At 72.5% G+C, this 20,086-nt stretch carries 20 protein-coding genes; 12 read left to right on the forward strand and 8 right to left on the reverse strand.

Annotation, left to right across the window (positions count from 1 at the left end; genetic code table 11):
• The first annotated feature begins 306 nt into the window (after positions 1 to 306).
• From ACYQ8Q_RS10235 to mtnB, 3 genes are read left to right on the forward strand one after another with little or no spacing between them, the layout of a single operon-like run.
• Positions 307 to 906 carry a 1,2-dihydroxy-3-keto-5-methylthiopentene dioxygenase gene (locus ACYQ8Q_RS10235; protein ID WP_460063796.1) on the forward strand — a complete coding sequence of 200 codons (600 nt, stop codon included), beginning with the start codon at positions 307 to 309 and terminating at the stop codon, positions 904 to 906.
• Positions 903 to 1,631 (forward strand): acireductone synthase, encoded by a 729-nt coding sequence (gene mtnC, locus ACYQ8Q_RS10240; protein WP_460063799.1) that lies wholly within the window; start codon positions 903 to 905, stop codon positions 1,629 to 1,631. The genes ACYQ8Q_RS10235 and mtnC overlap by 4 nt, the downstream gene beginning before the upstream one ends.
• Entirely contained in the window at positions 1,628 to 2,236 is a 609-nt protein-coding gene (mtnB, locus tag ACYQ8Q_RS10245; RefSeq protein ID WP_460063800.1) for a methylthioribulose 1-phosphate dehydratase, read from the forward strand. The genes mtnC and mtnB overlap by 4 nt, the downstream gene beginning before the upstream one ends.
• Before the next feature lie 42 nt (positions 2,237 to 2,278).
• Here mtnB and mtnA read toward each other — a convergent pair whose 3' ends face one another.
• A complete protein-coding gene (gene mtnA / locus ACYQ8Q_RS10250; RefSeq protein WP_460063801.1) occupies positions 2,279 to 3,310 on the reverse strand; it encodes an S-methyl-5-thioribose-1-phosphate isomerase in 1,032 nt (343 codons plus the stop codon).
• Positions 3,311 to 3,623: 313 nt separating this feature from the next.
• Between mtnA and ACYQ8Q_RS10255 the strand changes: the two genes are divergently transcribed.
• The 8 genes from ACYQ8Q_RS10255 to ACYQ8Q_RS10290 all read left to right on the forward strand — a co-directional run bounded on the left by ACYQ8Q_RS10255 (position 3,624) and on the right by ACYQ8Q_RS10290 (position 11,999).
• Positions 3,624 to 4,676 (forward strand): BMP family ABC transporter substrate-binding protein, encoded by a 1,053-nt coding sequence (locus ACYQ8Q_RS10255; RefSeq protein WP_460063802.1) that lies wholly within the window; start codon positions 3,624 to 3,626, stop codon positions 4,674 to 4,676.
• Complete coding sequence (locus ACYQ8Q_RS10260; RefSeq protein ID WP_460063805.1) at positions 4,657 to 6,195, forward strand: ABC transporter ATP-binding protein; 1,539 nt, start codon at positions 4,657 to 4,659, stop codon at positions 6,193 to 6,195. Before ACYQ8Q_RS10255 ends, ACYQ8Q_RS10260 begins: the two co-directional genes overlap by 20 nt.
• Position 6,196: 1 nt before the next feature.
• Entirely contained in the window at positions 6,197 to 7,237 is a 1,041-nt protein-coding gene (locus tag ACYQ8Q_RS10265) for an ABC transporter permease (protein WP_460063806.1), read from the forward strand.
• Positions 7,237 to 8,103 (forward strand): ABC transporter permease, encoded by an 867-nt coding sequence (locus ACYQ8Q_RS10270; protein WP_460063808.1) that lies wholly within the window; start codon positions 7,237 to 7,239, stop codon positions 8,101 to 8,103. The genes ACYQ8Q_RS10265 and ACYQ8Q_RS10270 overlap by 1 nt, the downstream gene beginning before the upstream one ends.
• Positions 8,100 to 8,861 (forward strand): nucleoside phosphorylase, encoded by a 762-nt coding sequence (locus tag ACYQ8Q_RS10275; RefSeq protein WP_460063809.1) that lies wholly within the window; start codon positions 8,100 to 8,102, stop codon positions 8,859 to 8,861. The genes ACYQ8Q_RS10270 and ACYQ8Q_RS10275 overlap by 4 nt, the downstream gene beginning before the upstream one ends.
• Positions 8,858 to 10,153: an amidohydrolase gene (locus tag ACYQ8Q_RS10280; RefSeq protein ID WP_460063811.1), complete on the forward strand. Its 1,296-nt coding sequence runs from the start codon at positions 8,858 to 8,860 to the stop codon at positions 10,151 to 10,153. The genes ACYQ8Q_RS10275 and ACYQ8Q_RS10280 overlap by 4 nt, the downstream gene beginning before the upstream one ends.
• Positions 10,154 to 10,214: 61 nt before the next feature.
• Positions 10,215 to 10,886, forward strand: coding sequence for a FadR/GntR family transcriptional regulator (locus ACYQ8Q_RS10285; RefSeq protein ID WP_460063813.1), 672 nt, complete (start codon positions 10,215 to 10,217; stop codon positions 10,884 to 10,886).
• 141 nt (positions 10,887 to 11,027) lie between these two features.
• The gene (locus ACYQ8Q_RS10290; protein ID WP_460063814.1) at positions 11,028 to 11,999 is read left to right on the forward strand and encodes a PAC2 family protein; all 972 of its coding nucleotides are present in this window, start codon (positions 11,028 to 11,030) and stop codon (positions 11,997 to 11,999) included.
• Positions 12,000 to 12,053: 54 nt separating this feature from the next.
• On the opposite strand, the gene ACYQ8Q_RS10295 is transcribed toward ACYQ8Q_RS10290, so the two are convergent.
• The 5 genes from ACYQ8Q_RS10295 to ACYQ8Q_RS10315 all read right to left on the reverse strand — a co-directional run bounded on the left by ACYQ8Q_RS10295 (position 12,054) and on the right by ACYQ8Q_RS10315 (position 16,688).
• Positions 12,054 to 13,016: an SMP-30/gluconolactonase/LRE family protein gene (locus ACYQ8Q_RS10295; protein ID WP_460063816.1), complete on the reverse strand. Its 963-nt coding sequence runs from the start codon at positions 13,014 to 13,016 to the stop codon at positions 12,054 to 12,056.
• Between the two features lie 166 nt (positions 13,017 to 13,182).
• Entirely contained in the window at positions 13,183 to 14,412 is a 1,230-nt protein-coding gene (gene mshC / locus ACYQ8Q_RS10300; RefSeq protein WP_460063819.1) for a cysteine--1-D-myo-inosityl 2-amino-2-deoxy-alpha-D-glucopyranoside ligase, read from the reverse strand.
• 114 nt (positions 14,413 to 14,526) lie between these two features.
• Positions 14,527 to 15,360 (reverse strand): SCO1664 family protein, encoded by an 834-nt coding sequence (locus tag ACYQ8Q_RS10305; RefSeq protein ID WP_460063820.1) that lies wholly within the window; start codon positions 15,358 to 15,360, stop codon positions 14,527 to 14,529.
• The gene (locus ACYQ8Q_RS10310) at positions 15,324 to 15,914 is read right to left on the reverse strand and encodes a DUF3090 domain-containing protein (RefSeq protein ID WP_460063823.1); all 591 of its coding nucleotides are present in this window, start codon (positions 15,912 to 15,914) and stop codon (positions 15,324 to 15,326) included. The genes ACYQ8Q_RS10305 and ACYQ8Q_RS10310 overlap by 37 nt, the downstream gene beginning before the upstream one ends.
• An 87-nt stretch (positions 15,915 to 16,001) precedes the next feature.
• A complete protein-coding gene (locus ACYQ8Q_RS10315) occupies positions 16,002 to 16,688 on the reverse strand; it encodes a histidine phosphatase family protein (protein ID WP_460063825.1) in 687 nt (228 codons plus the stop codon).
• A 231-nt stretch (positions 16,689 to 16,919) separates the two neighbouring features.
• Between ACYQ8Q_RS10315 and corA the strand changes: the two genes are divergently transcribed.
• Complete coding sequence (gene corA, locus ACYQ8Q_RS10320) at positions 16,920 to 17,915, forward strand: magnesium/cobalt transporter CorA (RefSeq protein WP_460073244.1); 996 nt, start codon at positions 16,920 to 16,922, stop codon at positions 17,913 to 17,915.
• 17 nt (positions 17,916 to 17,932) lie between these two features.
• On the opposite strand, the gene ACYQ8Q_RS10325 is transcribed toward corA, so the two are convergent.
• Together ACYQ8Q_RS10325 and ACYQ8Q_RS10330 are read right to left on the reverse strand one after the other, a co-directional pair.
• Positions 17,933 to 18,721 (reverse strand): ferritin-like domain-containing protein, encoded by a 789-nt coding sequence (locus tag ACYQ8Q_RS10325; RefSeq protein ID WP_460063827.1) that lies wholly within the window; start codon positions 18,719 to 18,721, stop codon positions 17,933 to 17,935.
• 225 nt (positions 18,722 to 18,946) lie between these two features.
• Positions 18,947 to 20,002, reverse strand: a complete 1,056-nt coding sequence (locus tag ACYQ8Q_RS10330) for an LLM class F420-dependent oxidoreductase (RefSeq protein WP_460063829.1) — start codon at positions 20,000 to 20,002, stop codon at positions 18,947 to 18,949.
• Between the last annotated feature and the right edge of the window lie 84 nt (positions 20,003 to 20,086).

Raw genomic sequence — 20,086 nt, forward strand, 5'->3', positions numbered from 1 at the left:
CGTCTTCATATGCAGATCATGAGAACGTTTTCAGCCAGCAGTCAAAGAGACGGACACTGAATCTCATTGTGTGAGACATCGAAATCATCACAGGCGGTGTCCTCACCTCGGCGCGTTACCATCACGAAATGACGACCCGACGCGTGAACGCGCAGCGCATGCCCCGCATGCGGCGCTGTCCCGGCGCGCCGTGTCGCGGCTGAGCGACGCTCCACCGCCGCCGCCCTCCTCTCCGCTTCCCCGAAAAACGCGTCCGATTCCGTCTCGGTATCCGGACATCCCTTCCAGACTCCTGGAGTTGCCCCCATGACGCTGCTGACGAGCTGGGCCGAGTCCGGCCCGGAGACCCTGGTCCGCCGCACCTCCGACCCCGCAGAGATCGCCGAGGCGCTCGCGCCGCTGGGTGTGCGCTACGAGCAGTGGCCGGTCCGCGAGGACGTCCCGGTCGACGCCGACAGCGAGACGGTGTTCGCCGCGTACGGCCCGGAGATCGAGAAGCTGAACGCCGAGGAGGGCTTCACCACCGTCGACGTCCTCGGTCTGCACCCCGGTGACGACCCCGAGTACCCGGTGAAGGCGAAGGCCGCCCGCGAGAAGTTCCTCCAGGAGCACACGCACGACGACGATGACGAGGTCCGCTTCTTCGTCTCCGGCTCCGGCATCTTCTATCTGCACGTGAACGGCGAGGTGCACGCGGTCTACTGCGAGAAGGGCGACCTGCTGGGCGTGCCGCGCGGCACCACCCACTGGTTCGACATGGGCACGAAGCCGTCCTTCACCGCGATCCGCTTCTTCCACGAGGAGGACGGCTGGATCGGCAACTTCACCGGTTCCCCGATCTCCGCGCGCTTCCCGGACTACGACACGATCGCCGCCGGGTACGAGGCCGACAAGGGCGCGGCGTGACCCTGCACGACCCGCGCTTCGAGGTGGCCGCCGTGGTGCTCGACATCGAGGGCACCACGAGCGCCACGGGCTTCGTCGTCGACGTGCTGTACCCGTACTCCCGTGCCCGGTTCGCCGAGCTGCTCACCGAGCGGTCCGCCGAGCCCGCGGTGGCGCGGGCGATCGCCCAGGTGCGGGAGCTGACCGGGGAACCGGAGGCCGACGCCGCGGCCGTCGAGAAGACCCTGAACGCCTGGCTGGACGACGACCGCAAGGCGACCCCGCTGAAGACCCTTCAGGGCATCGTCTGGTCCGAGGGGTTCGCCCGCGGCGACCTCGTCTCGCACTTCTACGACGACGTCGTCCCGGCGCTGCGCGCCTGGCACACGGCGGGGCTCGGGCTGTACGTCTACTCCTCCGGCTCGGTGTCGGCGCAGCGGGCGTGGTTCACCCACAGCCCGGAGGGCGACCTCACGCGGCTCGTGTCGGGGCTGTACGACACCGAGAACGCGGGACCCAAGCAGGAGCCGGCGTCGTACCGCCGGATCGCGGAGGCGACCGGGACCGCCCCGGACCGTCTGCTGTTCCTCTCCGACCGGCCGGGCGAGCTGGACGCGGCCCGCGAGGCCGGCTGGCACACCGCCGGGATCCGGCGGCCCGGGGAGCCGTACTACGAGCAGGGCGTCGGCGACCACGCCGAGGCGGGGACGTTCGACGAGATCACCGTTTCGAGGAGCACCACGTGAGCACCGACATCTCCGCACTCGACCTGGAGGAGGCCGGCGCGGTCCTCGCCGCCGAGTCCGCCCGGTTCGCCTCCTTCGGCTGGATGCGGGGCACCTCGGGGAACCTCTCCGTGGTGCTCTCCCGCGACCCGCTGCGGCTCGCGGTGACCGCGAGCGGCCACGACAAGGGCGAACTGACGCCCGCGGACGTGGTGCTGGTGGACGGTCGGGGGGCGGCGGTGCGGGGCGGCAGGCCGTCGGCCGAGGCCGAGCTGCACGCGCGGGTCGCCGCGCTGACGGGCGCCGGAGCCGTGGTGCATGTGCACACGGTCGCGTCCGTGGCCATGGGGCGGCGTGAGCCGGGCGGGATCGTCTTCAAGGACGTCGAGATGCTCAAGGGAGTCGGTCAGCCGGCGCACGACGTGGAGGTGACGCTGCCCGTCATCGCCAACAGCCAGGACATGAAGGTGCTCGGAAACCGCCTCGAGGAGGCGCGCAACCCCCGGATGCCGGCCGTGGTGGTCGCGGGGCACGGCCTGTACGTGTGGGGTGCCGATCCCCGTCAGGCCCGGCACCACACCGAAGTCGTGGAGTGGCTGCTGGAGTTGGAGCTGTCGCAGCGCTGACGCGAACGGAGGGACCCCCGATCGCGGGGGTCCCTCCGTCGTCTACTTCAGGTGGTCGCCGGGCAGTTCGCCCGACGCCACCTCCAGCACGCCCCGCTCGGTGACCAGACCCGTCACCAGCCGCCCCGGTGTCACGTCGAAGGCGGGGTTGTGGCCCCGCGACGCGGCCGGAGCCGTGCGGACCCCGGCCCACTCCAGCACCTCGTCCTCGCCGCGCAGTTCGATGTGGATGGCGTCGCCGTCCGGGGTGGCGAGGTCCACCGTGGTCGTCGGTGCCGCCACCAGGAACGGTATGCCGGCGTCGGCGCAGGCGAGGGCGACGCCGACGGTGCCGACCTTGTTGGCGGTGTCGCCGTTGGCGGCGATCCGGTCGGCGCCGACGATCGCCGCGTCGACCTCGCCGCGCAGGATGGTGCCGGCGGCGGCCCCGTCGGCCTGGACGTAGTGCGGGATGCCCTCCTGGACCAGTTCCCAGGCGGTGAGGCGGGAGCCCTGGAGGAGGGGGCGGGTCTCGTCGGCGTAGACGGCCTCGACACGGCCGCGGGCGTGGAGTTCGCGGATGACGCCGAGGGCGGTGCCCCACCCGGCGGTGGCGAGGGCGCCGGTGTTGCAGTGGGTGAGGATCCGCAGCGGCCGGTCCTCGCCGACCCGCTTCAGCAGCCAGTCCGCGCCGAACGCGCCCATCGCGCGGTTGGCCTCGACGTCCTCGCGCTGGACGGCGGCGGCCTCCGCGAGGACCGCGTCGAGGCCCTCGTCGAAGCGGGTCATGACGCGGTCGACGCACACCATGAGGTTCACGGCGGTGGGCCGTGCCTCGCGCACCCGCGCGACGGCGGCGCGCACCTCGGCCCCGGTCCAGCCCTCGCGCTCCCCCTGGAGGATCGCGAGCGCGACGCCGTAGGCGCCGGCCGCGCCGATGGCGGGGGCGCCGCGCACGACGAGCCGCTGGATCGCGTCCACCAGTGTGTCCACATCGCGGACATCCACGGTCTCGGTGCGGTGCGGCAGCAGCGTCTGGTCGATGAGCGTGAGGCTGTTTCCGGTCCAGGCGACAGCACGCAGTTCCTGGGACATATCGGCCACTCCTGATGATCCGGTGGTGTCCGCCACCGTACATGACCTGGGAGAACCACAGTTCGAGACAGTCGCACACCTGTCTGGAAACGGGTGTTACAGTCCAGCACCCAGTCCGCAGACCGAGACGAAGGAGGAGACCCGTGATGCTGATGCTCACCCAGCGCCGTTTCCTCGACTTCGGCCGGTGTGCCGGCGACGGCTGTCGACGCTGAGGCTCTCCCCCGGCGCCCCGTCACCCCTCTGAGGCTCTCCCCCCTTCACCCGCTCACCGCCGAGCGTGGCTTTCGCCGTACCTCCGGAAGGTCCCCCGATGTCCCGCAGAACCCGTCGCACCCTCCAGGCCGTTGCCGCCACCGCCCTTCTCGTCGGCGCCGCCACCGCGTGCAACGCCGCCGCCGAGAACGACGCCTCCGACAGCGCGAGCGGCGGCGGCGGAACGTCGTTCACCCTCGTCACCCCGGACGCCGTCGGACAGAACGAGTTCCTGAAGCTGGCCGTGACCGGCGTCAAGGACGCGGCGAAGGCCCACGACGGCACGCAGAAGGTGTACGAGTCCACCGACACCGCCTCCCAGCAGCAGAACGTGCAGGCCGCAGTGGACGCCGAGCCGGACGTCATCGTCCTCGTCGGCTTCGAGTTCGCCGACATCGTCGCCCAGCAGGCCGAGAAGAACCCGGACCAGCAGTTCCTCATCGTCGACGCCTGCACCACGAAGACCTACGAGAACGTCAGTTGCGCGGTGTTCCGCGAGCACGAGGGCGTCTACCTCGCGGGCGCCGAGGCGGGTCTGCTCAGCAAGTCCGGCAAGGTGGGCGCGGTGGACGTGCTCGACACGCCCCAGTTCCGCCGCTACAGCGACCCGTTCGCGGCCGGTGCCAAGAAGGTCGCCGCGAAGACCGAGACGTCCACCCGGTTCGTCGGCGGCCAGTCGCCGTTCGACGACTCGGCGCGCGCCAAGGAGCAGGCGAACACCCTGCTCTCCAAGGGCTACGACCAGCTCATGGCGGCCGCGGCGGCCGGCAACTACGGCGTCTTCGAGGCCGCCAAGGCCAAGGGGGCGTACGCGTACGGCGTGGACGTCAACCAGTGCCCCTCGGCGCCCGGCACGGTCGTCGACAACGTGATCAAGCGCACGGACGTCGCCGTCGAGAAGGGCATCGAGGCGGTGCTGGGCGGCAAGACGGGCACGACCGTCTCCTACGGCCTGAAGGAGGGCGGCATCAGCCTGACCGGTCTGGAGGACGGCGTCGACTCCTCGCAGTGCGTGATCGCCGACCACAAGGACGTCCTGACGAAGGTCGAGGCGCTGCGCGACCAGATCGTGTCCGGAGAGCTGAAGGTCGATGACCCCGCCGCCTCCTGAGTCCGCGCTCGCCGTCGAGCTCCGGGGAATCACCAAGCGGTTCCCCGGCACGCTCGCCAACGACGCCGTCGACCTGAGCGTCCGCCGGGGCGAGATCCACGCCCTGATGGGCGAGAACGGCGCGGGCAAGTCCACGCTGATGTCGGTCCTGTACGGCATGGAGCGCCCGGATGCCGGGACGATCCGTGTCGAGGGGCGGGACGTGACCTTCGCCAGCCCGTCGGCCGCGATGGCCGCCGGGCTCGGCATGGTCCACCAGAGCTTCAAGCTGTTCGACTCGCTGACGGTCGCCGAGAACGTCGTGTACGCCGCCGAGCCGCGCCGCTTCGGCCTGCTGGACCGGGCCGCCGCGCGGCGCCGGGTGCGCGAGCTGGCCGAGGAGCACGGGCTGGCCGTCGACCCGGACGCCCGGGTCGGCGAGCTTCCGGTCGGGCTGCGCCAGCGGGTGGAGATCCTGAAGCTGCTGCACCGGGGCGCGCGCACGCTGATCCTCGACGAGCCGACGGCCGTGCTCACCCCGGCCGAGGCGGACGCCCTGTTCGCCGTCCTCAAGTCGCTGACCGCGCAGGGCCGTACGGTCGTCCTCGTCACCCACAAGCTGCGTGAGGTGCTGGAGGGCTCCGACCGGGTGACGGTCCTGCGGGACGGCCGGGTCGTCGCCCGGCTGGTCACCGCGGACACGACGGCCGACGAGATCGCCGCCGCGATGACCGGCCGCTCGGTCGAACTGGACCGCGTGCACGCCCCCGGCGCACCGGGCGAGGCCGTCCTCTCCGTCGAGGGCCTCGGCACAGACGCCGTCCACGGAGTGGACCTGCGTGTCCACGCCGGGGAGATCGTGGGCATCGCGGGGGTGGCCGGCAACGGACAGAGCGAGCTGATCGGGGCGCTGGCCGGGCTGCGGCCGGTCACCGCCGGCCGGGTCACGCTCCAGGGTGAGGACATCACCCACGCCTCGGCCGCCGAACGCCGGGCGAAGGGCCTCGCCTACGTCCCCGAGGACCGCCACGCGGTCGGTACGGCGTCGGCGGCGACGGTCGCGGAGAACCTGGCGATGGGGCATCACCGTACGTCCCTCTCCTCCCGCGGGCTGCTGCCGCCCGCCGCCGTCCGCGCGCACGCCCGCGGGCTCGTCGAGCGGTTCGGGATCAAGGCGGCGACCACCGAGGTGCCCGCCTCGGCGCTGTCCGGCGGCAACCTCCAGAAACTGCTGATCGGGCGGGAGCTCGCCCACGACGCCCCGCTGCTGCTCGTCGAGCAGCCCACGCGCGGGGTGGACATCGGCGCCATCCAGAACATCCACGACCAGCTGATCGCCCACCGCGACGCCGGTCACGCCGTCCTGCTCGTCTCGGCCGAGCTGAGCGAGATCCGGGGGCTCGCGGACCGGGTCCTGGTGATGTACGAGGGCCGTGTCGCGGCGTCGTACACCAAGGAGGAGGCGGACGAGCGGACGCTGGGCCTGGCGATGGCGGGCGCCGCCGCCCCGGCCCCGGAAGCCGCGGAGGCCACGGACTGACATGACACGTACATCCCTCGCGGGGGCGCTGCGCTCCCCGCTCACCTTCTCCGTGCTCGCGGGCCTGGTCATCGGCGCGCTGTTCCTCGTCGGAACCGGCGCGGACCCGCTGACCGCGTACGAGGCCGTGGTGACCGGCGCGCTCGGCGGCGACGGCATCGGCGCGACCCTGACGACCACCACCAGTGTGCTCGGCCTGGCGCTCGCGCTGGCGGTCCCGCTGCGGGCCGGGCTGATCAACCTCGGCGGCGACGGGCAGCTGGTCCTCGGCGGGATCACCGCCGCCGTGACCGGGCTCAACTCCCCGCTGCCCGCGCCTCTCACCGTCGTGCTGGCCCTGCTGGCGGGCACGGCCGCGGGCGCCGGATACGCGGTCCTGGCAGCCTTGTGCGAGAACCGGCTCGGGGTCCCGCTACTGGTCAGCAGTCTGCTGCTGAGCTACCCCGCGGTGTCGCTGGCCTCCTACCTGGCCCGCTACCCGCTCAAGGAGCCCGGCTCCAGCCTGCCGCAGACGCGCGCCCTGCCGGACGGGGTGGCGCTGCCCGCGTTCGGCGACTCGACGGTCACCCTCGGGCTGGTCCTCGTCGCGCTGGCCGCCGCCGCGTACTGGTTCACCGACCGGCGCACCGCCCTCGGCTACGAGATCCGGATGACGGGCCTCAACGCGCGTTTCTCCGCGTACGCCGGTGTCGAGCGCCGGAGCCTGACCCTGAAGCTGATGTCCGTCTCCGGGGGCCTGGCGGGGCTGGTCGGCGCCATCGGGGTGCTGAGCTTCCCGTACCGCTTCGTGGACGGGTCGCTGACCGGGCCCGGCTACACCTGGACCGGGCTGACGGCGGCACTGCTGGCCGGCGCGGCCCCGCTCGGCACGGTGATCGCCGCGTTCTTCTTCGCCGTCCTCCAGGTCGGCGGGCTCGCGATGGAGCGGACCACCGAGGTGCCGCGCGAGCTGACGCAGGTGCTCCAGGCCATCGTGATCGTGTTCCTGGCGGCCCGGCTGCGGTTCCCCCGCCGACTGTTCCGCAAGCGGGAGGCCGTCTGATGTTCCTCGACCCCGACCTTCTGATGTCGGCGCTGCGCGCGCTGACCCCGATCCTGCTGGCCGCGCTGGGCGGCGCCCTGTGCGAGCGGGCCGGGGTGTTCAACATCGGCCTCGAAGGCATGATGCTGCTCGGCTGCTTCACCGCGGTGGCCACCAGCTGGTTCACCGGCAGCCCCTGGCTCGGCGTGCTCGCTGCGGCCCTCGCGGCGGCGGCGTACTCGCTGGTCCTGGCGGTGGGCGCGGTGACGCTGAAGGGCGACGCGGTGGTCCTCGGCATCGCCATGAACCTCCTCGCCGTCGGTCTGACCAGCTTCCTGCTGCGCACGGTCTTCGGGGTGCAGGGCACCTTCGACGACCCGTCCCTGAAGGGGCTCCCGCTCCTCGGCGGCTTCAGCCCGCTCGCCTACCTCTCCTGGGCGGCCGTCGCGGTGGCCGCGCTACTGCTGTCCCGGCATGTGTGGGGGCTGAGGCTGCGCGGGGTCGGCGAGGCGCCCGACGCGGCGGCCACGCTCGGGGTGCGTCCGGCGACGTACCAGTACGGCGTGATCCTGCTGTCCGGGCTGCTGTGCGGGCTGGCCGGCGCCCAACTCGCGCTCGGCAACGTCACGTTGTTCACCGAGAACATGACGGCCGGCCGTGGTTGGATCGCTGTCGTGGCCGTCATGCTCGGCCGGGCCGCGCCGCTCGGAGTGCTGCTCGCGGCGCTGCTGTTCGGGCTCGCGGAGGCGGCCGGGTTCCGTCTCCAGGGCCTCGGCCTGCCGCAGCAGGCGACCGACGCCGCGCCGTACGTCGTCACGCTCGGCGCCCTCTTCCTGACGACGGCCCGCCGCCGTCGCACCCCCCGTCCCTCTGGAGCACGTTCATGACGCAGGACCTCCTGCCCATCACCCGTATCCCCCGCACCGGTCTGCCCGCGCACGCGGTGGTCGTCGGCGACCCGGCACGCGCCGCCGCCGTCGCCGCGCTGCTCGACGGCGCCGAGGAGGTGTCGTACCACCGCGAGTACCGGGTGTTCCGCGGCAGCTGGAAGGGCGTGCCGGTGGTCGTCGCCTCGCACGGGGTGGGCGCGCCGGGAGCGATCCTGCTGTTCCAGGAGCTGGCCGACGCGGGGGTGAGGGTCTTCCTGCGGTTCGGTACGGCGGGTGCGATGAGGCCGGGTATCGGCGACGGCGACCTGGTCATCGCGGAGGCCGCCGTCCGCGACGACGGTGTCACGCACCAGTTGCTGCCGCCGGAGTACCCGGCGGTCTCCAGCCCGGAGGCCGTGTTCGCGCTCCAGCGGGCGGCCCGCGAGCAGGGCGCCCCGCACCACCGGGGGCTCGTCTGGACCCGGGCGGCCTTCCAGCCGGGGCTCCTCCCGCTCTTCTCCTACGACGGCGCGGGGCTCGCGGCGATCGAGATGGAGCTGTCGGCGCTGCTGGTCACGGCCTCGCTGCGCGGGCTGGTGGCGGGCGGTGTGCTGGTCGTGGACGGGGCCAACGCCGACGAGCTGGTCGACGAGGAGTCTCCCTTTTCGACAGGTGGGTACAACCCGCACCGGGACGTCGTCGCGGCCGGGGTCGAGCGGGGCGCGCTGGTGTCGCTGGAGGCGCTGCGGCTGCTGGCGGAGGACGAGTCGGCGTGAGCATCGATCTGCTGGTGCACGGCGGTGACGTGCTCACCGTGGACGAGGCCGGGACGGTCGTGCGGGACGGGGCCGTCGCGATCCACGACGGGGAGATCGTCGCCGTGGGGGCGGCCGACGACGTGAGGGCCCGCTTCCAGGCCGCCGAGGAGATCGACGCCGAGGGCTGTCTGGTCCTGCCCGGGCTGATCAACGCCCACACCCATCTCGCGATGACCCTGCTGCGCGGCCGCGCCGACGACGTCACGCTCCAGGGGTTCCTGGAGCGGGTGCTGCGGTGGGAGGCCGAGCTGCTGGAGCCGAAGAACGTGGCGGCGGCGGTCGGGCTGGCGATCGCGGAGAGCGTACGGGCCGGGGTGACCTCGGCGCTGGACATGTACTGGTTCCACGAGGCGGCCGAGGAGGTGGCCCGCGCGGCGGGCTGGCGGCTGCTGACCGGGCCGACCTTCATGGACGTGCCAAAGCCGCCGGACGGCAGGGACTTCGGGGCGCGGCTGGACTGGGCGCGGCGGGATCTGGAGGCGCGAGGTGCGGCGCGGGGCGGGTACCGGCCGGTGGTCTTCGCGCACTCGGCGTACACCCTGTCCCCCGGGCAGCTCACCGAGGTGTTCGCGCTGGCGCGGGAGTTCGGGGCGCTCGTGCACATCCACGCGGCGGAGAACGCGACCGAGGTGGCGACCGTCGAGGTCCGGCACGGCAGGCGGCCGGTGGAGCTGCTGGACTCGCTCGGGCTGCTCGGCCCCGATGTGCTCCTCGCGCACGCCGTGGACCTGACCGGGCCGGAGATCGCGGCGATGGCCCGCACGGGTACGGCCGTCGCCCACTGCCCGGTGTCGAACCTGAAGCTGGGGTGCGGGATCGCGCCGGTGCCGAGGCTGCTCGGCGCCGGGGTGACCGTGGGGCTGGGCACGGACGGGGCGGTCAGCTCCAACTCGCTGGACGTGCTGGGGGCGGTGCGGCAGGCGGCGCTCGTGCACAAGGCGGGCGGCGACCCCACGGCGGTCGGCGCCGAGCAGGCCGTACGGATGGCGACGGCCGAGGGGGCACGGGCTCTGGGGCTCGGGGACCGGCTGGGGTCCCTGGAGGCGGGCAAGCGGGCCGATCTGATCGTGCTGGATCTGAACGCGCCCCATCTGCGTCCCGCGCACGACCCGTGGTCGACGCTGGCGTACGCGGCGCACTCGGCGGATGTGCGGGACACGGTCGTGGACGGGCGGGTGCTGATGCGGGACCGTGCGCTGACGACGCTCGACGAGCGGGCCGTCCTCGCAGGTCTGGAGGCGATGGTGTGATCTGGCCCATAATGACGCCGAGACATCCGATGTCTGGAAGCGGATGAGAGGGAGGCCGGTCGTGGCAGTCACCGACGAGGCGATCGAGAAGATCAAGGGCATGATCGTCTCGGGTGCGCTGCGCCCCGGCGACCGGCTCCCGAAGGAGAGCGAGCTGGCCGCCGAACTGGGCCTGTCCCGCAACTCCTTGCGGGAGGCGGTGCGCGCCCTGTCGCTGATCCGGATCCTGGACGTGCGGCAGGGCGACGGCACCTATGTGACCAGCCTCGATCCCCAACTGCTCCTGGAGGCACTGTCGTTCGTCGTCGACTTCCACCGCGACGACACGGTCCTGGAGTTCCTCGCGGTGCGCCGCATCCTGGAGCCGGCCGCGACCGCGATGGCCGCGCTCCGGGTCAGCGAGCAGCAACTGGACGCGCTGGAGGCCCAGTTGGACAAGCTGGGGGACGCGCCGTCGGTGGAGGAGCTCGTCGCCTGCGACCTGGAGTTCCACCGGGGCATCGTGCGGAGCGCGGGGAACTCGGTGCTGTGCTCGCTGCTCGACGGGCTGTCGGGGCCGACCACCCGGGCGCGGATCTGGCGGGGGCTGACCCAGGAGGACGCGGTCGCCGGGACCCTGCGTGAGCACCGCGCGATCCTGGCGGCGCTGCGCGACCGGGACGCGGAGGCGGCCCGGTCCTGGGCGACGGTGCACATCGCGAGCGTGGAGCAATGGCTGAGGTCCACGCTCTGAAGGCCGTGCTCGCGGGGTGTTCGAGCGTGGCGAACGGGGCAGTGATCCGTTCACTCCCCCGTGCAAGGGGGCTGCGGGCGCCCCCGCGGAACGCCGTAAGGTTGGGTGGTCAGGCGAGGGCACGTCGGAAGGAGGCGCTGGGTGATCGAGCTCGAGGGGGTTCCCGAGCTGATCGACCCGGTCATGGTGGCCGCGTTCGAGGGCTGGAACGATGCCGGCGACGCCGCCTCCACCGCGGTCGCGCATCTGGAGCGGGAGTGGAAGGGCGAGGTGTTCGCGGCGCTGGACGCCGAGGACTACTACGACTTCCAGGTGAACCGCCCCACGGTGTTCATGGACGGCGGGGTGCGCAAGATCACGTGGCCCACGACGAGACTGTCCGTGGTGCGGGTCGGCGGCGAGAAGCCGCGGGACCTGGTGCTCGTGCGCGGTATCGAACCGTCCATGCGCTGGCGCTCGTTCTGCAACGAGCTGCTCGGCTTCGCGCACGAGCTGGGCGTGGAACTGGTGGTCATCCTGGGCGCCCTGCTCGGGGACACCCCGCACACCCGTCCGGTCCCGATCAGCGGGACGACGTCCGACGCCGATCTGGCGCGGCGGATGGACCTGGAGGAGACCAAGTACGAGGGCCCGACGGGCATCGTCGGCGTGCTCCAGGAGGCGTGCACGCACGCGGGCGTGCCGGCGGTGTCGCTCTGGGCGGCCGTACCGCACTACGTCTCCCAGCCGCCGAACCCGAAGGCGACGCTGGCCCTGCTCAACCGGCTCGAGGACCTGATCGACGTACGGATCCCGCTGGGCGAGCTGCCCGAGGACGCGCGGGCGTGGCAGGTGGGCGTGGACCAGCTGGCGGCGGAGGACAGCGAGGTCGCGGAGTACGTCCAGACGCTGGAGGAGGCCCGCGACACGGCGGAGCTGCCGGAGGCCTCGGGCGAGGCGATCGCCCGTGAGTTCGAGCGCTATCTGCGGCGCCGGGACGGCGGCGGTCCGCCGGACCCCGGGGAGCGGACCCGTCCCCCGAGGCCGCCGCGGCCGAGCGGGGAGAGCGGTGAGGCCGGTGAGGCTGGTGAGGCTGGAGATGCGCCGGGCGACGACGATTCGTCGGAGGACTGATCGAGTCTGTGGTGATCGGGGCGGTGCGTTTCCTGGAACGCACCGCCCCTTCCGTCAGGCCGGCACGGTGACGATCGCGTACGTCGTCTCGGGCGTCGGCGTGGTCGTGAAGCGGGCGTTGGGCAGGTAGAGCCGGTTCCCGAAGGCGGCGACCGTGGTCGGCACGTCGAAGTCGGCGTCCGTGATCCGGCGCTGGAAGGCACCGCTGCGGCCGTCGGCGGCCAGGGTGAACACGTCGACGGCGTTCTGCCGGTTCTGGACGACGTACAGCGTGCGCCCGGTGCGCAGCAGTCCGTCGCCGTTGGTGAGGGGCGCCGCGTCGCCGAGGTCGACCAGGGTGGTGACGCCGGTGCGCGGGTCGACGCGGTGCAGTCCGCCGACGCCGCTCTGGACGACGAGGAGCGCCGAGCCGTCGGGGGTGCGGGTGATGCCGTTGGCGTTCACCGATCCGTCGGCGACCTGGGTCCAGTCGCCGCTCAGCGGGAGGCGTACGACATCGGCGGCGTCCGGGAGTTCACCGCGCCGGCCGAGCGGCAGGGCGTGGAGAACCGGCTGGTAGGAGTCGGTGAACCAGGCCGCGCGCGGAGTCAGGTACACGTCGTTGGTGAAGGTGGGGGTGGTGGTGGCGAGCGGGTAGGAGGCGAGGATCTCGCCGCTGCGCGCGTCCACGACCCGGGCGCCGGTGTCGCGTCCGGCGACGAACAGCCGCCCCCGGTCGTCGAGTTTGAGGCCGACGGAGGGGGTGCCCGGGCCCGTGGAGATGACGGCGCCCTCGCCGGTGCGCAGGTCGGCGCGGTAGAGGGAGCCGTCACCGAGGGAGCCGAGGTAGGCGTAAGGGGAGCGGCCGATGGCGATGCCCTCGGGGCGGAAGCCGTCGGGCAGGGGGATGACGTCCGGCCAGGAGGCGGTGGCGTGGGCGGACGTGCCGAGGGAGGCGGCGCCCAGGGTCGCGGTGCCGAGAGCGAGCAGTCCGCGACGGGTGAGGGGATGTGCGAAGGAACCGTGCGTGGGTGCCACGGAGCGTCCTTCCGCGAAGGGGACCGGCAGTTGCCCGGTCCGGCGGTCAACTACCGCCTCACCTCACCACAGGGACCCCCGCGGCCACAGCTTGTCGTGGTCGGTCCACAGCATTTCGACAGGGACCCTTCACCGGCGAACCGGTGAAGGGTCCCTGCCACGCGGTCTACAGCGCGACGCCGAGCAGTGCGTCGACGGCCCGGGAGACGACGCCGGGGGCGCTGATGTCCGTACCGCCCCGCTCCTCCTGCAGGGCGGCCCAGCGGTCGACGGCGGCCAGCGCGGCCGGGGCGTCGAGATCGCGGGCGAGGGCCTCGCGGATCTCCTCCACCAGGGCCTCGGCGGGCGGTCCGTCGGGGCGGGACACGGCGGCGCGCCAGCGGCCGAGGCGGGCGACGGCGTCCGCGAGGACCTGGTCGGTCCACTCCCAGTCGGCCCGGTAGTGGTGGGCGAGCAGGGAGAGCCGGATCGCGGCGGGGTCGACGCCGTCCCGGCGGAGCTGGGAGACGAAGACGAGGTTGCCCTTGGACTTGGACATCTTCTCGCCATGCAGGGCGACCATGCCGGCGTGGACATAGGCCTTGGCCATGGGGAACTCGCCGGTGAGCACCTGGGCGTGCGAGGCGCCCATCTCGTGGTGCGGGAAGGCGAGGTCGGAGCCGCCGCCCTGGACGTCGAAGGTCATGCCGAGGTGGTCCAGGGCGATGGCGACGCACTCGATGTGCCAGCCGGGGCGGCCTCGGCCGAGGGAGCCGCCGTCCCAGCTGGGCTCGCCCTCGCGGGCGGCCATCCAGAGCATCGGGTCGAGGGGGTTCTTCTTGCCCGGGCGGTCCGGGTCGCCGCCGCGCTCCGCGGACAGCAGCCGCATGGCGGCGGCGTCGAGGTTCGAGACCTTGCCGAAGTGCGGGTCGGACTCGACGGAGAAGTAGATGTCGCCGTCCAGCTCGTAGGCGGCGCCCGCGTCACGGAGCCGTTCGACGAGCGGGACGATGCCGGGTATCGCCTCGACGGCGCCTATGTAGTGCTGCGGGGGGAGCATCCGCAGGGCGGTCATGTCCTCGCGGAAGAGGGCGGTCTCCTTCTCGGCGAGGGCGACCCAGTCGACGCCGTCGCGCTCGGCGCGCTCCAGGAGCGGGTCGTCGACGTCGGTGACGTTCTGGACGTACTGAACCTGCCGCTTGGTGTCGAGCCACACGCGCTGGACGAGGTCGAACGCGTTGTAGGTCGCCGCGTGTCCCATGTGGGTCGCGTCGTACGGCGTGATGCCGCAGACGTAGAGACGGGCGACGGGACCGGGGTCAAGGGTGACCAGACCACCGGTCGCGGTGTCGTGGATCCTCAGGTCGCGGCCCTGACCAGGCAGGGCGGGGACCTCGGAAGCGGGCCAGGCATGCATGTCATGAGCGTAACCCGGACGGATGTTGTGCATACGCGCCGGAGCGGGCCGGATGACCGGGAAGGCGCTCTTGCGTGTTTCCGCCCCGTGTGCATACGGCACGCATCCGGTCCGTCAGACCGGCGGCCAGGGGATGGCGGGCCACTCGCCCCCGGGTTCGGGGTGTCTGCCGCTCTCCAGGAGCTCGTCGACCCGCGCGCGCGTGGCGTCCAGCTCCGCCGGGGTGATGAGCGGGGTCAGGGTGCCGGTGAGCGTCCCGGAGGGCTCCAGCACGGCCTTGAGACCCTTGAGGACGTCCACCGCCTCTCCGGTCAGGGGCTCCCCCGCCCAGCCCCACAGGAGGGTGCGCAGCTTGTTCTCGGTGTTGAAGGTCACTCCGTGGTCGATGCCGTAGAGGCGTCCGCCGGCGGTGGGCAGGAGATGGCCGCCCTTGCGGTCGGCGTTGTTGATCACCGCGTCGAGGACGGCGAGCCGCCGCAGCCGCTCGTCGTCGGCGTGCACCAGCAGGGCGGTGCGGCCCTCGCCGACCTCGGCGAACCCGATCGCCTTCCAGCCCGGCTCCGGTTCCTCGCCGTCGGCCAGGGCGAGCAGCTCGGCCTCGGGGGCCACCTCGATCCACAGCTGGCACATGCCCTCGCCGTACGGCCCCTCGCGCAGCACGGTGGGCGGCACGAGGCCCCAGCCGGTCGCCTCGGAGACCTCGTAGGCGGCGACCTCCCGCCGGGCGAGGTTGCCGTCGGGGAAGTCCCACAGGGGCCGCTCGCCGGCCACGGGCTTGTAGACGCAGGCGGCCTCCCGGCCCTCGTGGGCGACGGCGCAGTACAGGGCGGCGTTGGAGGCGTCGCGGATGCGGCCCCGTACGGTCAGCTCGCCCCGGGCGAGGAGGTCGGCGAAGGCCGGGTCGGTGGTCGTCACGCCCCGCGGCGGTATCCGTTCTGGCGCGGACATACGTGTCCTTCCGGGTCGAGCGGCAGGCTGCACAGCGGGCACGGCGGCCGGCCGGCGTTGACGACGTCGAGGGCGCGCTTGGCGAAGGCTCGCGCCTGCGAGCCGGTGAGCCGGACCCGCAGCATCGGGGGCCCGTTCTCCTCGTCCTGGAGAAGCCGTTCCTCGGCCTCGGCGAGATCCTCCTCGGAGTCCGCCTCCAGCTCCACGAGGGCCTGCGCCTCGACGATCATGCGCTGTTCCTCGCCGTCCCAGGCGAGGGCCATGGTGCCGACCCGGAACTCCTCCTCGACGGGGGCCTCGAGGGGGGCGGTGTCGGCGTTCTCGGCGGGCGCCACGGCGGGCACCGAGGCGCTTCCCCCGCTACGGCGTACGACCTCGTCCAGCAGCTCGTCCATGCGCTCGGCGAGCGCGGCCACCTGGGTCTTCTCCAGGGCCACGCTGGTCACCCGGGCGCCGGAGGTGGCCTGGAGGAAGAAGGTACGGCGCCCGGGCAGTCCGACCGTACCGGCCACGAAGCGGTCCGGTGGGTCGTAGAGGAACACCTGACGGGACACGTCCTGTCTCCATGGGAGTCGTGGGTTCGGGAACGTCCATGCGTGTACGCGTGTGTGTGGACCGCTTCACCCTACTGCGGCCGACGATCACGGTGCGCCCGCGCCGCCCCCGACCGTCGCGTCGCCGCTCGGGGGTTCCTCGCGCGGCGCCAGGGAGGCGAAGTCGCCGGTGTCGCCGAGGCGTACGAGAAAGGGGCGCAGCCGGGTGTAACGGATCGCGGTGACGGAACACGGTTCGACGGAGATCCGCTGGAAGAGGTCGAGATGGAGTCCGAGGGCGTCCGCCACGAGCGACTTGATGATGTCGCCGTGCGAGCACATCAGATAGACGGCGTCGGCGCCGTGGTCGCGCTCCACGCGCGCGTTCCACTCGCGGACGGCCTCGGCGGCGCGGGTCTGCATGGCGCGCATGGACTCACCGCCGGGGAAGGCGGCCGCGGACGGGTGCGCCTGGACGACCTCCATCAGGGGTTCGTCCTTCAGCTCGGCGAGCTTGCGCCCCGACCAGTCGCCGTAGTGGGCCTCCCCGATCCGCTCGTCGGTGTGGACGGGCAGGCCGGGGCGGGCGTCGAGGAGCGGCCGGATCGTCTCCTGGCAGCGTTGCAGGGGGCTCGCGACGACCTCGGCGAGCGGCAGCCCCTCCAGCCTGCCGGGCAGCGCGGCGGCCTGCGCGGCCCCGCGCTCGTCGAGCGCGACACCGGGCGTCCAGCCGGCGAGCACTCCGGAGGTGTTGGCGGTCGAACGTCCGTGCCGGACGAGGATCAACGTGGGCATGCGGCCCAGCCTAGGTCGTGTCCGCGAAGTCCTGTCGTCCGCCCGCGGGGCAGGACCCGCGGGCGGGTGGGGCCCCTCCCGCGCGAGCGCGGCCGAGCGTGGGGGAGCGTTGCGCTCGCGTGCCCGGCGTCGCGGGGCTGGGTACGCCCCCGCTGGGGGAGGGACTTCGCGGCCACGGCCCCGGCGCACGCGCGCGTGCGTCGGGGGCCCGATGAGGGGAGAATGCGCTCCGTGATCGTCGACTGCGGGATCTACCGCGACGGGCGTCGGGCGGAGGGGCCGGAGGATCTCTCCGATGCCCTGGCCGAGGCGCGGGCGTCGGGCGGTTTCGTGTGGATCGGGCTGTACGAGCCCACCGAGGACGAGTTCGAGCACGTCACCGCGGAGTTCGGGCTGCATCCGCTCGCCGTGGAGGACGCCCTCAACGCCCACCAGCGGCCCAAGCTGGAGGTGTACCACGACTCGCTGTTCCAGGTGTTCAAGCCGGTCGTGTACGAGCCCGAGAGCGACACCGTCTCCTCGGGCGAGATCATGGTCTTCCTCGGCGACGCGTTCGTGGTGACCGTCCGGCACGGCGAGGGCTCACCGCTGAGCGCCGTCCGGCGACGGCTGGAGAGCGAGCCGGAGATCCTCGCCAAGGGCCCCACTGCGGTGCTGTACGCGATCGCGGACGCGATCGTCGACCACTACCTGGAGGTGGTGACCGAGCTCGGCACCGACCTGGAGGAGCTGGAGGCGGAGGTGTTCTCGCCGACCGGCGACGGCTCGCGGCACACCGCGTCGCGGATCTACGGCTTCAAGCGGCAGCTGCTGGAGTTCCGCCGCGCCTCGGTCCCCCTGGTGCCGCCGATGACCCGCCTGGCGGACACCGGCGGGCTCGGTTCCGGACTGCCCTTCGTCAACGACAGGGCGCGGCCCTTCTTCCGGGACGTCAATGACCACCTCACGCGTGTGAACGAGTCCGTGGAGGGCCTGGACCGGCTGGTCTCCGACATCCTCAGCGCGCATCTGGCGCAGATGAGCGTCCGCCAGAACGACGACATGCGGAAGATCTCCGCGTGGGCGGCGATGGCGGCCGTGCCCACGATGATCGCCGGGATCTACGGGATGAACTTCGACCACATGCCGGAGCTGCACTGGCTGTGGTCGTACCCGGCCGTGATCGTGCTGATGGCCGCCCTGGAGGCACTGCTGTACCGGTTGTTCAAGCGGCGGGGCTGGCTGTAGCCGCCCGCGCGCCGGGCTCAGGCGTACTCCGGGGCGGGGGTGGCGGGTCCGCCGAGGGCGTCGCGGTGCTCGGGCATCTCCAGGGACACCATCCGCCGCCAGCCCGCGAACCGCTCCCAGGCGTACACACCGTGGATCCCGGCCGCGAGGAGCGCGGACTTGGGCTTCGGCCAGCCGAGGATGCGGCCCATGTGGGCCATGACGGCGAGGCTGACGTCCCGGTAGACCCGGATCTCGGCGAGCGCGCACGCGCGCAGGGTGCGCTGGATGGCGCGGCCGTGTCCGGCGTACGCGAGGCGCAGGAGTTCCTCGTGGCAGTAGGCGAGGTGGTTGTCCTCGTCGTGGGAGATCATCCTCACCGCGCGGCCGATGTCGGGGTGGTCGGCGAAGTACGTGCGCAGCAGGTCCATCTGCTCGGAGGCGCGCTGCTCGGTGACCCGGCTGTGGGCGAGGTAGGTGACGATGTCCTCGACGGCCAGCGGCCGGTCGGCGCGGAGCCGGTCGTGGGCGAGGCCGATGCCGTCGCGCTCCAGGAGCATCGTGTAGTCCGTTTCCGGCGGCACCGGGACGGGGTGGACGCCGCGCTTCTTCATCAGGGCGTTGAAGATGCGGCCGTGCTTGTCCTCGTCGGCGCCGTGGCGGGCGATCTTGGGGGCGAGGCCGCGCTGGGCCGGCGGGACGAGCGCGGCGATCCGGGCGTTCTCCCAGCCGCCCTGCGACTCCCCGCCGGCGGCGATGGAGCAGAACAGGGCGAACGACTCGTCGTTGTCGAGGATCTCCTGGAACAGACTCTTGGCCGAAAGCATGCAAATCAGTCAAATGCGGGACGACTCGAGCCGCAACAGATAGGGGCCGGGGACTCGGCCGAAAGGACGAGGGCGACGGTGCCCTCGTGAGGCGTAACCGCGCGCGCTCCGGTGCGTTGTTCTCCGTGACGGCCGTGGCGGGGAAGACCCCCGAGCCCCCACCACGGCCGCGGTAACTTCCCCTTACGCCCTTCCCCTTACGCCCTTCCCCTTACGCCCTTCCCCTTACGCCAGGCCGGCCAGTTCCAGTGCCCGCGAGCCCGCGCGCAGCGAGGCGAGGCGCTCGTCCAGGGTGAAGCCCGCGGGGGCGAGGGTGAGGGTGGTGACGCCGGCCGCCGCGTAGGCCTTCATCCGGTCGGCGATCCGCTCCACCGAACCGAGCAGCGTGGTGCCGTCGATCAGGTCGTGCGGGATCGCGGCGGCGGCGCCCTGCTTGTCGCCGGCCAGGTACTTGTCCTGGACCTCGGCGGCCGCCGCCTCGTAGCCCATGCGCTGGGCGAGCTGGTTGTAGAAGTTCTGCTTGCGGCTGCCCATGCCGCCGACGTACAGGGCCGTGTACGGGCGGAAGGTGTCGGCGAGCTTCTCGACGTCCTTGTCGTCGCCGACGGCGAGCGGCAGGGTCGGGCAGACGTCGAAGCCCTCCAGCGTCTTGCCGGCCTTCTCGCGCCCGGCCCGGATATGCCGGAGCGCGGTGTCCTCGATGTGCTCGGCGGAGGGGAAGATCAGCAGCGCGCCGTCGGCGATCTCGCCGGTCTGCTCCAGGTTCTTCGGGCCGATGGCGGCGATGTACAGCGGGATGTGCTCCCGCTCGGGGTGCACGGTCAGCTTGATCGGCTTGCCGGGACCGCCGGGCAGCGGCAGCGTCCAGTGCTCGCCCTCGTACGACAGCCGCTCACGCGTCATCGCCTTCCGTACGATCTCGACGTACTCGCGGGTGCGGGAGAGCGGCTTGTCGAACTTGACGCCGTACCAGCCCTCGGAGACCTGCGGTCCGGAGACGCCGAGGCCGAGCCGGAACCGGCCGCCGGAGAGGGAGTCGAGGGTGGCGGCGGTCATCGCGGTCATCGCGGGCTGACGCGCCGGGATCTGGAAGATGGCCGAGCCGACGTCGATCCGCTCGGTCTTGGCGGCGACCCAGCTCAGCACGGTGGCGGCGTCCGAGCCGTAGGCCTCGGCGGCCCAGCAGACGGCGTACCCGAGGCGGTCGGCCTCCTGGGCGACGGCCAGGTTGTCCCCGTCCATTCCGGCACCCCAGTAGCCGAGGTTGATCCCGAGCTGCATGGCCGATTCCCCTTACTGATCAGTAACGACGCTGTCGTGCCGACCTTAGCGCGGGGGACCGGGGGCGGACAGGCCGGTGTGGCG

The sequence above is a fragment of the Streptomyces sp. YKOK-I1 genome, from assembly GCF_054660435.1.